Here is a 12,117-nt window from a genome sequence, read left to right on the forward strand (position 1 = left end):
ACACGTCACAATACAGAGAGGCCATACGATGACTTATCCCTACCCCAGAACCTTTTCTCACATTGGGATCTCAGTTCCCGACCTGGAACGCGCCGTGGAGTTTTATACCCAGGTGCTTGGCTGGTACCTGATCATGGAACCAACCGAGATTGAGGAAGACGACAGCGCCATTGGCGAAATGTGTACCGATGTTTTCGGCGCAGGCTGGGAACGCTTCCGGATTGCTCACCTCTCCACAGGAGACCGGATCGGCGTTGAAATATTCGAGTTTCAGGGTCAGGAAAATCCAGAAAACAACTTCGAGTATTGGAAAACCGGCATTTTCCATTTCTGCGTGCAGGACCCCGATGTGGAAGGACTGGCGGAGCGCATTGTCGCTGCCGGTGGCAAAAAACGCATGTCCGAGCCCCGCCACTACTATCCCGGTGAAAAACCTTACCGCATGATTTACATGGAAGACCCTTTCGGAAACATTCTAGAGATCTATAGCCACAGCTATGAGCTGATCTACAGTGCTGGTGCCTATTAACCGGGTTGGTAATCGCCGAACGGCTGGTTGGAGAAATCCGACCAGCCACCAAGCGTCAAGGTTCAGAAACCTGATCAGTCGTTGCAGGCATTCCAATGTTCCTCAAAGAAGTCGAGGAATACCTGAATGCGCGACGACAGCGAGGTGTTCCGATAGTAAACGGCGCTGACCAGTTCACGGGGATTAGGTCGGACCAGCTGATCGTTCAACACTTCTACCAATCTGCCCGAGGCGAGATCCTCGCGGATCATGAAATGAGACAGGTAGGCCAGTCCGTTTCCCTCCAGGCACAGTTGGCGCACGGTTTCTCCGCTGCTGGCACGGATGGTTGGGCTCACTTTCAACCCTTCTCCCAGATGCCACAGATTCAGCGATTCTGGCGCAGTGAAGCCGATGATTTCATGCTGGCCCAGGTCCGAAAGAGAGCGGCATTGCCCACGACGTTGAAGATACTCCGGTGAAGCCACCACAGACAGTGGCGAGCGGCCGAGCGCTCTGGCATGAAGCGTCGAATCGTCCAGGGGGCCAATCCGGATCGCGATATCGATCCGTCGCTCCAAAAGATCGACGATCTGATCGCTGGCCGTTAATTCGAGCTCAATATCTGGATAGGTGTCCCGAAATTTCCGAACGTGGGGCACAATCTGATGAAGCAGGAAAGGGTTCGCGGCGTCTACTCTCAATCGCCCTGCCGGTCTCTGTTTTCGAACAGCCAGCTGTTCTTCTGCCTCCTCCAGGGAGGCAAGCCCCTCACGAACCTTGTCAACGAACACCCGCCCCTCTTCAGTAAGCCCCACTTTTCGGGTGGTTCGATTCAGCAGAGTGGTATTCAGGGACTGTTCGAGACGAGTGACGGCTCTGGAGACTCGCGTTACCGATACCTCCAGCTGTTCTGCCGCATTGCTGAAGCTCCCACTATCGACCACTGACAGCAGGAAGTGGAGATCGTCCGACCGGCTTTTCATTTCATTTACCGCAAAAGTTATTTTCGAAAACGACCGTTTATCGCAAAAGTATGCGGCCTCAGACTTACCAGCGTCAATTAATCCTCCTCTATGAACTGGAGTCCGCTATGCCCATTGCACTTTTCGCGCTCACGTTGAGCGCCTTCGCAATCGGGACCACCGAATTCGTCATCGTTGGTCTGGTCCCGACCATTGCCCAGGATCTGGGCGTCACCCTGCCATCAGCTGGCCTACTGGTCAGCCTCTACGCCCTCGGCGTTGCCGTCGGCGCCCCGGTGCTGACCGCACTGACCGGTCGCTGGAACCGAAAACTGGTCTTATTATCGCTGATGAGTCTGTTTATCGTTGGTAATCTCCTTGCCTGGCTGGCGCCGAATTACGGGTCGCTGATTACCGCCCGCATTCTCACCGGCCTTGCCCACGGTGTGTTCTTCTCGATCGGCTCAACCATCGCTACCAGCCTGGTGCCGAAGGAAAAAGAAGCCAGTGCTATTGCCATTATGTTCACCGGGCTCACTGTTGCCCTGGTAACCGGTGTTCCCCTGGGCACCTTTATCGGCCAGACCTTTGGTTGGCGAGCCACCTTCCTGACTGTTGCCGCCCTCGGCGCAATCGCCCTGATCGGAAGCGCACTTCTGGTGCCGAAGAACCTGAAGCAATCCAAGCCGGCCACTCTGCGTCAGCAGCTTGAGGTGATTACCCATCCACGGCTGTTGCTGGTGTATGCAATGACCGCCATCGGCTATGGCGGCACCTTCACGGCGTTCACCTACCTGACGCCCATTCTTGAGGACGTTACCGGGTTCGCGTCCGGCATGGTAAGCCTGCTGCTGCTCGTGTACGGCGTCTCTGTGGCAACTGGCAATATCTGGGGCGGCAAGCTAGCCGACCGACTGGGGCCAACTTCTGCGCTGTACATCATTTTCGGCGGTCTGGCAGCCATCCTTTTTGTGCTGACGTTCACAGCCTACAACCCGATTGCGGCAGTCATCACCCTGCTGATCTGGGGAGCCTTCGCCTTCGGCAATGTCCCCGGGCTGCAGGTTTACGTGGTCCAGCTGGCTGAACGCTACACCCCGCATTCAGTGGATGTGGCCTCCGGCCTCAACATCGCCGCATTCAACATCGGTATTGCCGTGGGCGCCTGGCTCGGCGGCCATGTCGTGGCCGATATGGGTCTGATGAACACCCCGTGGATTGGCGGGGTTATCGTCCTCGCGGCACTGCTGCTGACACGACTTTCGGCTTCGCTGGATAGCCGCCAGACAGCCGTCGCCTAAAAATCAATCGAATGAAATGTGAAAGGCCCCCACAAGGGGGCCCAAGAGGATTTATATGGACCTTTCAAGATTGACTTCGGGGCCCCTGACCCTTGGTCTTGAACTGCCACTGGACAATGACTGGACTCAGGCAGGCCAACGCCAAAGGATGCTCGACAAGCGACCGTTTGGCGTACCGGATCTCAGCGAGCACCAATCGCTGGCCAGGCTGGCTGATGAGCTGGGTTTCAGGGCTTTGTGGGTTCGGGATGTTCCCCTCTATGACCCTTCGTTTGGCGATGCCGCCCAGGTGTTCGATCCACTGGTGTATTTGGGGTTTCTGTCTGGAACTACCCGTAACATTCTCCTTGGCACGGCAGCTGTTGTGCTCCCTCTGCGCAGCCCCTGGATCGTCCGCAAATCTGCGGCGTCGGTCCAGGCACTGAGTGAGGATCGCTTGATGCTTGGTGTGGCAAGTGGAGATCGCCCCTCGGAGTACCCGTTATTTGGCGTGAACTACGAGAATCGTGGACAGGCCTTTCGGGAAAGCGTGGAGATCCTGACCGGTAAACAGGATTCCCGACTGTCGCCGGGCCAGTCCATTTTGCCCGAAACCCGGACACCGCCGCTGCTGTCTGCCGGGTTATCACAGCAATCACCGGGATGGATTGGTCAACACATGAGCGGCTGGCTGGCGTACCCGGGAACGCCGGAGGAGCACGTGCACCGGGTCAAGCTGTGGCGAGAGGTTGCCGGTGAGAAGCCCTATGTATCATTCATCCATCTGGACTATCTCGACGAACCCTACGCGCCGCGCCGGCGTCACCGCTTCGGGCTGCAAACCGGTCGGGATGGCCTGTTACGGGAGCTGGAAGAGATGCAGAGTGCTGGCGTAAACCACATAGGGCTTCATTTCCGGCGCAATCAGGCGCCGGTCGACGAGTCAATGCGGCTCATTGCTCAAGATGTTCTGGGAGTATTTCATCATGAAAACTGAAAGGTTTATGGCCTGGGGCGTGAAGGAACAGAACACGCCCATCAGGGCCCTCCAAAGCAAGAGTACAGACGCAATACCAACTCCGGGACCAAACGACGTCGTCATCCGGAACGAGTACATCGGTCTTAACCCTGTTGACTGGAAAGTGATCCAAAATTGGCCCGTTTCCTGGGCCACCGGACACATACCCGGCGTTGATGGCGCCGGTACAGTGGTTGAGGTGGGCAAGGACGTGAGAGGGGTTGTTCCCGGCCAGAGAATCGCTTATCACCAGGACCTGCACCGTAATGGCAGCTTTGCCAGCCACACGGCCGTGAATCAAAAAACGCTACTGAGAGTCCCGGATATACTGCCGCTGTCACTAGCTGCCGCGCTACCCTGCCCGTTGATGACCGCCTGGCAGGCAATTGAAAAAATCCCACGCATGCCAGAGGCCGATGTACTCATTACCGGTGCCGGCGGCATGGTAGGCCGTTTCCTGGTTCAACTGGCCGTGCAGCGGAATTACCGGGTGACAGCCATGGCCTCGGCCCGGCACCACAAAACGCTTCGTCAGCTGGGCGCAGAAACAACGATCGGCTGGAATACCGAACAGTCTGAAAGCGCATTTTTCGCTGTGTTTGACACCGTGAATGCGCAGCACGCCTCGTCAATGGCCGGCCTGGTTGAAGCCAATGGCCATATCGTTTGCATACAGGACCGCCTGGAAACACCGCCGCTGCCAGCCTTCGACAAGGCCCTCTCCCTCCATGAAGTGGCCCTTAACGGGCTTTTCCGGGCAGGCAGCGATCGGCAATGGGCTCAATTCCGGCAAGCCGGAGAGGACCTTCTCACCATGGTGACCCATGAAAAACTGAGAGCTCCGGAACCACACATCGAGCCCATGACAGCGCTTCCTGAGGCGCTGGAGGAACTAACAACTCAGGATCGTCCACTCAAGACGGTCATCGACGTCCGTCACTTCACAAACGAGGAGTAAACCATGACAACTGCTATTCCGAATCCCGGCCTTGGCACCTTCCGCCTGAAAGGCGACGATCTGAAGTCTGCTGTCACCGAGGCACTGGATCTGGGTTACCGTCACATCGACACCGCCCAGATCTACGAAAACGAAAGTGAAATCGGCGACCTGCTCGCAACATCAGGAGTGGATCGCTCCGAGCTGTTTATAACTACCAAGGTCTGGTACACCAATCTTACACGGGATGCGTTCATACCCAGTGTGCGCGAGAGCCTGGCCAAGTTGAAGACAGACTACGTTGACCTGTTACTGATCCACTGGCCCTCGCCCGATGAGGAAGTGCCGATGGAGGAATACATCAGCCAGCTGCTCGAATCCAGGGAGCTGGGCCTGGCCAGAAACATTGGCATATCCAACTTCACCATTGATCAGATGGAACGAGCCATCCACATCGCCGGAGAAGGTGAAATCTTAACCAATCAGGTAGAGGTTCACCCTTTCCTGCAAAACAATGCAGTGGTTGAGTTCTGCCAACGCAATAACATCGTGGTTACCGGATTCATGCCATTGGCCGTCGGCAAGGTGCTAGAGGACGACACCCTAGCCATAATTGCTGAAAAGCATAACGCAACAATTGCACAAGTTGTCCTGGCTTGGCTAAAGCAAAGGGGTATCGTGGTGATTCCCTCCTCCACCAAGCGCGCCCATTTGGCGTCCAACCTGGCTGCCTTTAATCTCAGCCTTCCCGAAGAGGACATCGCTGACATTCAGCAACTGGATGCTAATCACAGGATCGCAGCACCTGATTTTGCTCCTACCTGGGACTAACCCCGAGTCCGTCAGTTTGACATGATGCCCATCATACGAAATACTATTTCACATGATGGGCATCATGGGACACCGGCATGCAGACTCGATTGGAAAAGAAACAGGAATCCAGGCGCAGAATTCTTCAATCCGCCTCGAAACGACTTCGTCGAGAAGGTTTAAATGGTGCAGGTGTGGCATCGGTTATGGACGATGCCGGGCTTACCCACGGCGCATTTTATTCCCACTTCAGGAACAAAGGTGAGTTAGCAAGAGCCGCCCTTGAAGAGGCCTTGTTGCATAATCGAAAACGCTGGACGGGGAAATGGCGCGACGGCTCCTGGTCGAAGCATCTCTCTCGCTTGGCAAGTCGCTATCTCACCACCAAACACAGAGATAATCCAGAAGACGGATGCGCCCTCGCCGCACTATGTTCGGAGGCTGCACGTAGCGACCCGGATTTCCAGCAAGCCTATGAAACTGAGTTGCTAAAAACCCTCCGCGCAATTGGTGGGGACATTGAAGCTGATATCGAAGGCCAAAAACGTGATGACGTCCTTGCGTTCTTCTCGTTGGTGGTCGGCGCGATAGCGCTCTCGCGGGCCGTATCCTCAGAACAGCTCTCCAATGACATCCTCGAGTCGGCAAAGGAAGCAGCCGGTAAACTCGTGTCTGGAGAGATAAAAAATGAGCATTAATCGCCCTCTACTTCGCAGAAACCACTCCCCTGAAGATCAAATTGCCTACTTCCATAAAACGAGCGCAGGACTATGAACAATTACGTTTTGTATTCGATCGTCATGCTGGTCGCTGGCATCGGGATTCCGGTCATGGCGACGCTAAATGGTGGACTGGGAGCAAAACTCCAAAGTCCAACGCTGGCCGCGACCATTCTTTTTTTCGTCGGCCTTGTTTGCGCACTCGCCTATTTGCTTTTGACTGAAGGCTTGCCGGGAAGGGTCTATCAGCCAGATACCCCTATTTATTATTATTTTGGCGGTTTCTTCGTACTCTTTTACATTTTGACGATTACCTGGATAGCGCCCAGGTTCGGTATTTCCAATGCCATTGCCTTCGTTCTCTTGGGCCAACTGATCGCAATGAGTCTAATTGACCATTTTGGACTGATGGGGGCCCAGAAATTCAGTATTGATAGCCAAAGGCTTGCAGGCTTGGTTTGCATGGTTTTTGGTGTTTTCCTTGTGTTAAACAAAACCACGCCGGGGACTAACTGATTCTTTTCCCAAGGGTGTCCTATCTCGGTGACAATAAGCTGCTTCGGATTTAACTGCCTCCTCAGCCTTTGATTAGGCAGGTCCTGTTTCGTTCCAAGGTCTCACCAGATTAGAGGTCGTTACTTTTCATTTTTGGTGGACGCCAGATTTAGTACTTTGCGTGGAAACCTAAACGAGCACCCTATTCTAGAATTTACTTTAAGTTTGTTTAGCACTTTGCGTGGAATTTGGTGGGTAAGTCACTGATATTATGCTGCAGTAATTTAGTACTTTCTTTGGTCGTCTACCTGTCCTTACTGCACTAACAGGACGCTGGAATCGAAAGTGGGTTCTGCTATCCCTGATGAGTCTTTTCATCATCGGTAATGTGCTTGCGTGGATGGCCCCAAATTACGCCTCGCTAATGACCGCTAGAATCCTGACGGGGCTCGCCCACGGTGTGTTCTTCTCAATTGGCTCAACGATTGCGACCAGTCTTGTTTCAAAAGACAAAGAGGCCAGCGCAATAGCCATCATGTTTACCGGCCTGACGGTGGCACTGGTTACAGGCGTTCCTCTGGGCACGTTTATCGGGCAAACCTTTGGCTGGCGCGCTACGTTCCTGACTGTGGCTGTGCTTGGCGCAATCGCCTTAGTCGTCAGCTGCCTTCCTTGTGCCCAAAAACCTGAAACAATCAGCCCCAGCTACCCTGCGCCGACAGATTGAGGTCATTACTCATCCCAGACTGTTGCTCGTATACGCAATGACCGCAGTCGGCTATGGCGGCACCTTCACCGCATTCACCTACCTCACGCCCATTCTGGAGCATGTGACTGGGTTTGCTTCTGGCGTCGTCAGTATCTTGCTACTGATTTATGGCGTTTCCGTAGCGACCGGCAACATCTGGGGAGGAAAGCTGGCAGACCGTCTTGGGCCGACTTCAGCCCTGTACATTATCTTTGGCGGCCTCGCAGCGATCCTGTTTGCGCTCACATTTAGCGCCTACAACCCCATTGCAGCCGTCATCACGTTACTGGTTTGGGGCGGTTTTGCATTTGGCAACGTACCTGGATTGCAGGTCTATGTGGTGCAGCTGGCCGAGCGATATACCCCGCACTCCGTCGATGTTGCATCGGGCTTGAATATCGCAGCTTTCAACATCGGTATTGCAGGCGGCGCCTGGCTTGGCGGCCACGTAGTCGAAGGCATGAGTTTGATGAATACGCCCTGGATCGGCGGCATTATCGTCCTGAGTGCGCTTCTGCTGACGCGGATTTCAACATCGCTGGACAATCGTCAAACAGCAACCGCATAAGGCGTGAGTGGCCTCCCGAACGGGAGGCCCAGAGAGGTCTGTTATGACTATTTCAAAGTTGACTTCAGAGCCATTGACCGTTGGCCTTGAACTGCCCTTGGATAATGACTGAGTGAGAGAATACCAACGCTTCCGAATGTTTGAGACTTTTGGGCCCGAAGGTCGCAAAGCGAACGTTCAGACGGATCGACCGAAAATTACCTGCAGAGAGATTCAGCCTCTTTTAAAGAATGTTCGCAGGGAGGCGGGAACTAACCGAGCGATATATGGCACAATCCATGCGTTCCGGCAACTGCCAAGTTATGCCGGATAAAGTCGAAGAATGCCAGTGAGTTGGCAGGGATTCCGGAGGAACGTGACCGATGATTCCGGAAAACTACCCGAGACCGGTCACGATGCGCCGGAATATGCAATGAACGCTCAGCTTCTGGCCGCCGCCTATGCCGGTGGAGGCGAATACGCTGGCAACCATTTTCACTTCCTCTTCCTGTATGTTTGCGTTGTCGGAATCGCCCTTTAGGCGGGCGATCCAGCCACTCAATAATCCCATTGGAGCGTCTCCGACAACCGTAGTTCAGACGCATGGTTTCGGCCACCGCCGTCGCTTTCAGGCCACATCCACCAGGACAATTTCGCTGTCCTCAGAAGCGGTGACCTGCAATCGCTCCTCGTCACAAATCGCGACGCCGTCGCCCGCCGAGGCCGCCACGCCGTTTACCATGATTTTCCCCGTCGCCGGCACCAGGTACACCTTGCGTCCCTTCGCAATGGCGTATTCGGCGCTGTGTCCGGCCTGAAGGGTTGCCGCTGCGAGGCGGGCGTTGGTGCGGATGGTCAGAGCTTCGGTATCTTCGGTAAAACCGCTGGCCAGAGTGACAAAAGCGCCGCTGCGATTGCCTTTGGGGAACGGCCGGGTGCCCCAGGCCGGCGGCAAGCAGGTTTCAGTGGGGATGATCCAGATCTGGAAGATCTGGGTGGTTTCGTTTTCCAGGTTCATTTCGCTATGGGCAATGCCAGTGCCGGCGCTCATCACCTGCACATCGCCGGCTTCGGTGCGGCCGCGGTTACCGAGGGTGTCCTCGTGGGTAATGGCGCCCTTGCGAACATAGGTGATGATTTCCATGTCGCGGTGCGGGTGGCGTGGGAATCCCGAGTGTGGCGCGATGGTGTCGTCATTCCAGACTCGGAGATTCCCCCAGTGCATACGCCTGGGATCGTAATATTCCGCGAACGAGAAATGGTGGCGGGTATCAAGCCAGCCATGTTTGGCACCACCCAGTTCGTTAAAAGGTCTGAGCTCAATCATTTCAGAAACTCCTGTGTCATGGGATCAGGACCACCTTTTCGGAGCCGACCTGGTCAAGCTTTTGATAGGCAGCAATAGCATTTGAAAGCGGTAGCTCGATAAACGTGCCGGGGAGCGGAATGGCATCCTCGAAGGCAGCCGCTATGCGCTCCAGCATCCTCGCGCACTCCTCCAGGCTGTACAGCAGTGAGTTGACACCTATGATGGAGCCGCCCCGGCGATAAAGGTCAAGGACCGGGGTGCTGACCAGCCCGTCTGCCGGTGCTGCAATGACTGCAATCCGACCGAACGGCGCCAGGGCGTTAATCGCCGCCCCGAGCCAGTGTCCTGTGGTGTCGAAGATGACCTCGGGCGAGTTCTGTTCGAATCTGTCCCGCGCCTGCTCAGCGAGCCGGTCTTCACCCTGCAACTCAAAGGCTGTGACACCCTGGCTACCCAGCTCCTGAACAACCTCTGCGCGCCTTGCTCCCACTACAACACTGGCTCCCCTGGTCTGGGCCAGCGCCTGAGCAGCTCTGGCGACAGCCCCGGCACCGAGAATCAGTACACGGGTTCCAGTTCCCACCTTGCTTCGCTCCAGGGCATCCCATGCGGTGATAAACGGGACGCCGATGGTGGCCGCCTGGGCAAAGGTGAGCGACTCTGGCTTGAGCGCGATGGCATTGACAGGGACAGCCACGTACTGCGCGTGGCAGCCGTCCCGGGTAAAACCAAAGCCCTTGCCAGTGCCGCCCCAGACCGCTTTACCCAGCAGTTCTTGCGGCCCCTCCACGACAACCCCGGAAAAATCCCGACCGGGAATACGCGGCACCGTGGTGTAGGGAAAGCGCCCAAGGACATTCTTTACGTCACTGGGATTGAGGCCCGCTGCCCGAACCTCAACAAGAACTTCCCCGGCTACCGGTACCGGCCTGGGCACGTCGCGTAACTGCAACGAATCCAGTGTGCCGGTGGATGAAAATTGCAAAGCTTGCATCACATCAACCTCGAAAATTGGGTGTGGCTCAGTAAACCTTTACTTGCCGCTACTGAGTGCGCGATCCAGCGAAAAGCTGCCGCCGCCGCTGAATGCCAGGGCGACCGATATGGCCAGCAGAGAGAGGCCAAACTCATAACCGTTGTTACTCATGAACAACCCATTTGAGATATGAACGGTCAGGATCGCGACGATCATCGTGAACGCCAATACGACGGCTGCTGGCCGGGTCAGCAGGCCAATCAGTAAGGCAATGCCGCCAAAGAATTCTGCGCTGCCCGCTCCAAGCGCCATTAGGAAGCCAGGCTCCAGGCCAATGGAGGCCATCCACTGCCCGGTGCCTTCCAGTCCGTAGCCGCCAAAGCTACCAAACAGCTTCTGGGCCCCATGGGCGACAAAAATGATGCCGGCGGGAATGCGCAGCGCAAGGCCGGCCAGGCTGTTGTCGGTAGACAGTACGCGATTGATAAAGGTGTTATTCATGGTAGTTCCTCCAGTTTTTGTCAGTGCTCTTGATCGATGGAACTACTATAGTTGACGTATTTTGGAACAAATAGCGGAACAAATTGACCTGACTGATCAGGATTACTGAACTATGATTTCGCCCATTACCCTGGATGCCTTGCGAACATTGGATGCCATAGAGCGCCGCCATAGCTTTGCGGCCGCTGCCGAGGAGCTGTACCGGGTTCCATCAGCGGTGTCCTACACTATCAACAAGCTGGAGGAGGACCTTGGGGTTGCCTTGTTTGACCGCAGTCGACGTAAAGCAGAGCTAACCCCGATCGGCCGTTTGGTCCTGACGCAGGGCAGGCATATCCTGAAAGCTACCGATGAGTTGACGGCGCTGGCTCGCCAGGCCGCTGACGGCTGGGAAGCGGAACTTCGGATCTGCGTTGACAGCGTGCTGAGCTGCGACCCGGTCTTTGAGCTCATTGAGGCTTTTCAATGCATACAGCCCAGGACAGAAATACGGCTCAGCGAGGAGGTTCTTGGCGGGAGCTGGGATGCTCTGAATGACGGGCGCTGTGATCTGGTGATCGGCGCGGAGGGCGCGCCGCCTGCTCAAGGGTTCGGGGTTCAGTCACTGGGGCAGGTAGTATTCGAGTTTGCGGTGGCAGCCGGTCATCCTTTGACGGAACTGCCGGCACCCTTGTCACCGAATGCGATTCAGGATTATCCCACGGTCGTCGTGGCGGACAGCTCACGACATCTATCCACTCGTTCCTCAGGGCTCTTGGATGGCCGTAGTCGCATTATTGTGCCCTCGATCGAGCGTAAAATAGAAGCTCAGTGCAAGGGGCTTGGTGTCGGCTTCCTGCCGCGTCACCGAATCACACAAGAGCTGGCTGAAGGAAAACTAGTACTTCTCCCACTGGATGTGCCACGCCCCCCCGTAGAGATATCGGTTGCCTGGCAACGCAGCAACACCGGCAAGGGGCTCAAGTGGTTCGTCGACCACCTTAATAAGATGCAGTTTGACGCCGACCGGGGCATCCTGCCGGAAAATCCCACACAAGCAGGAGAGAAGCGATGAGCACACACTCAACCAAACCGGACGAGGCTTTTCAGCAGGACTGCGTGAAGCCTGAGGGATACAGAGCGGTCGAGCTATTGATCGAGCCGCTCGCCGGAGATATCGGTGGTTTCATGGTCAGGAGGCTGCTCCCGACCCGACAAAGGCGAGATACTGCATCGCGACTCCGTTGGCAGGGCGGTCTCCAACTCCAAGTGCAACACCCCGGGTTAATGAACGCCTGACGGCGCTTCCTGGGTTCGCTTGATCA

The 12,117-nt window shown here is 55.8% G+C and carries 13 protein-coding genes and 1 pseudogene; 10 read left to right on the forward strand and 4 right to left on the reverse strand.

All coding sequences use genetic code 11. The annotated features are described in order from the left end of the window. Window positions 1-28: 28 nt before the first annotated feature. Window positions 29-529 (forward strand): lactoylglutathione lyase family protein, encoded by a 501-nt coding sequence (locus tag MLD24_RS20130; RefSeq protein ID WP_248168939.1) that lies wholly within the window; start codon window positions 29-31, stop codon window positions 527-529. A gap of 74 nt (window positions 530-603) precedes the next feature. On the opposite strand, the gene MLD24_RS20135 is transcribed toward MLD24_RS20130, so the two are convergent. After that, entirely contained in the window at window positions 604-1,494 is an 891-nt protein-coding gene (locus tag MLD24_RS20135) for a LysR family transcriptional regulator (protein ID WP_248168941.1), read from the reverse strand. Window positions 1,495-1,601: 107 nt separating this feature from the next. Here MLD24_RS20135 and MLD24_RS20140 point away from each other — a divergent pair, with 107 nt between their 5' ends. The 8 genes and pseudogenes from MLD24_RS20140 (at window position 1,602) to MLD24_RS20175 (ending at window position 8,568) form a co-directional block, all read left to right on the forward strand. Further along, window positions 1,602-2,774 (forward strand): MFS transporter, encoded by a 1,173-nt coding sequence (locus MLD24_RS20140; protein WP_248168962.1) that lies wholly within the window; start codon window positions 1,602-1,604, stop codon window positions 2,772-2,774. A 55-nt stretch (window positions 2,775-2,829) separates the two neighbouring features. Next, on the forward strand, window positions 2,830-3,750 hold the full coding sequence (locus tag MLD24_RS20145) for a TIGR03571 family LLM class oxidoreductase (protein WP_248168943.1): 921 nt from the start codon (window positions 2,830-2,832) through the stop codon (window positions 3,748-3,750). Next, a complete protein-coding gene (locus MLD24_RS20150; protein WP_248168945.1) occupies window positions 3,740-4,729 on the forward strand; it encodes a zinc-binding dehydrogenase in 990 nt (329 codons plus the stop codon). The genes MLD24_RS20145 and MLD24_RS20150 overlap by 11 nt, the downstream gene beginning before the upstream one ends. 3 nt (window positions 4,730-4,732) lie before the next feature. Then, window positions 4,733-5,539, forward strand: coding sequence for a 2,5-didehydrogluconate reductase DkgB (gene dkgB / locus MLD24_RS20155; protein WP_248168947.1), 807 nt, complete (start codon window positions 4,733-4,735; stop codon window positions 5,537-5,539). Between the two features lie 77 nt (window positions 5,540-5,616). Continuing rightward, complete coding sequence (locus tag MLD24_RS20160) at window positions 5,617-6,216, forward strand: TetR/AcrR family transcriptional regulator (protein ID WP_248168949.1); 600 nt, start codon at window positions 5,617-5,619, stop codon at window positions 6,214-6,216. Window positions 6,217-6,288: 72 nt separating this feature from the next. Beyond that, the gene (locus MLD24_RS20165; RefSeq protein WP_248168951.1) at window positions 6,289-6,753 is read left to right on the forward strand and encodes a DMT family transporter; all 465 of its coding nucleotides are present in this window, start codon (window positions 6,289-6,291) and stop codon (window positions 6,751-6,753) included. A 286-nt stretch (window positions 6,754-7,039) separates the two neighbouring features. Then, window positions 7,040-8,048: pseudogene (locus MLD24_RS20170) on the forward strand (MFS transporter); the annotation flags it as partial. 355 nt (window positions 8,049-8,403) lie between these two features. After that, window positions 8,404-8,568, forward strand: coding sequence for a hypothetical protein (locus tag MLD24_RS20175; protein ID WP_248168953.1), 165 nt, complete (start codon window positions 8,404-8,406; stop codon window positions 8,566-8,568). An 87-nt stretch (window positions 8,569-8,655) separates the two neighbouring features. On the opposite strand, the gene MLD24_RS20180 is transcribed toward MLD24_RS20175, so the two are convergent. The 3 genes from MLD24_RS20180 to MLD24_RS20190 are packed head-to-tail and all read right to left on the reverse strand — an operon-like array spanning window position 8,656 to window position 10,813. Next, window positions 8,656-9,354 (reverse strand): pirin family protein, encoded by a 699-nt coding sequence (locus MLD24_RS20180; RefSeq protein WP_248168954.1) that lies wholly within the window; start codon window positions 9,352-9,354, stop codon window positions 8,656-8,658. Window positions 9,355-9,370: 16 nt separating this feature from the next. Next, window positions 9,371-10,330 (reverse strand): quinone oxidoreductase family protein, encoded by a 960-nt coding sequence (locus tag MLD24_RS20185; protein ID WP_248168956.1) that lies wholly within the window; start codon window positions 10,328-10,330, stop codon window positions 9,371-9,373. Window positions 10,331-10,369: 39 nt separating this feature from the next. Beyond that, a complete protein-coding gene (locus MLD24_RS20190) occupies window positions 10,370-10,813 on the reverse strand; it encodes a DoxX family protein (protein ID WP_248168958.1) in 444 nt (147 codons plus the stop codon). A gap of 112 nt (window positions 10,814-10,925) precedes the next feature. On the opposite strand from MLD24_RS20190, the gene MLD24_RS20195 reads away from it, so the two are divergent. After that, entirely contained in the window at window positions 10,926-11,867 is a 942-nt protein-coding gene (locus MLD24_RS20195) for a LysR family transcriptional regulator (protein ID WP_248168960.1), read from the forward strand. Window positions 11,868-12,117: the final 250 nt, after the last annotated feature.

This window comes from Marinobacter xestospongiae (assembly GCF_023156385.1).
In the GTDB taxonomy this organism is placed as follows: Bacteria; Pseudomonadota; Gammaproteobacteria; order Pseudomonadales; family Oleiphilaceae; genus Marinobacter; species Marinobacter xestospongiae.

What these genes read in the sequence shown, in the direction of transcription:
- MLD24_RS20185 (WP_248168956.1), bottom strand. Translation starts at nt 10,330, where the DNA reads ATGCAAGCTTTGCAATTTTCATCCACCGGCACACTGGATTCGTTGCAG.
- MLD24_RS20160 (WP_248168949.1), top strand. Translation starts at nt 5,617, where the DNA reads ATGCAGACTCGATTGGAAAAGAAACAGGAATCCAGGCGCAGAATTCTT.
- MLD24_RS20150 (WP_248168945.1), top strand. Translation starts at nt 3,740, where the DNA reads ATGAAAACTGAAAGGTTTATGGCCTGGGGCGTGAAGGAACAGAACACG.
- MLD24_RS20195 (WP_248168960.1), top strand. Translation starts at nt 10,926, where the DNA reads ATGATTTCGCCCATTACCCTGGATGCCTTGCGAACATTGGATGCCATA.
- MLD24_RS20180 (WP_248168954.1), bottom strand. Translation starts at nt 9,354, where the DNA reads ATGATTGAGCTCAGACCTTTTAACGAACTGGGTGGTGCCAAACATGGC.
- dkgB (WP_248168947.1), top strand. Translation starts at nt 4,733, where the DNA reads ATGACAACTGCTATTCCGAATCCCGGCCTTGGCACCTTCCGCCTGAAA.
- MLD24_RS20140 (WP_248168962.1), top strand. Translation starts at nt 1,602, where the DNA reads ATGCCCATTGCACTTTTCGCGCTCACGTTGAGCGCCTTCGCAATCGGG.
- MLD24_RS20165 (WP_248168951.1), top strand. Translation starts at nt 6,289, where the DNA reads ATGAACAATTACGTTTTGTATTCGATCGTCATGCTGGTCGCTGGCATC.
- MLD24_RS20130 (WP_248168939.1), top strand. Translation starts at nt 29, where the DNA reads ATGACTTATCCCTACCCCAGAACCTTTTCTCACATTGGGATCTCAGTT.
- MLD24_RS20135 (WP_248168941.1), bottom strand. Translation starts at nt 1,494, where the DNA reads ATGAAAAGCCGGTCGGACGATCTCCACTTCCTGCTGTCAGTGGTCGAT.
- MLD24_RS20190 (WP_248168958.1), bottom strand. Translation starts at nt 10,813, where the DNA reads ATGAATAACACCTTTATCAATCGCGTACTGTCTACCGACAACAGCCTG.
- MLD24_RS20145 (WP_248168943.1), top strand. Translation starts at nt 2,830, where the DNA reads ATGGACCTTTCAAGATTGACTTCGGGGCCCCTGACCCTTGGTCTTGAA.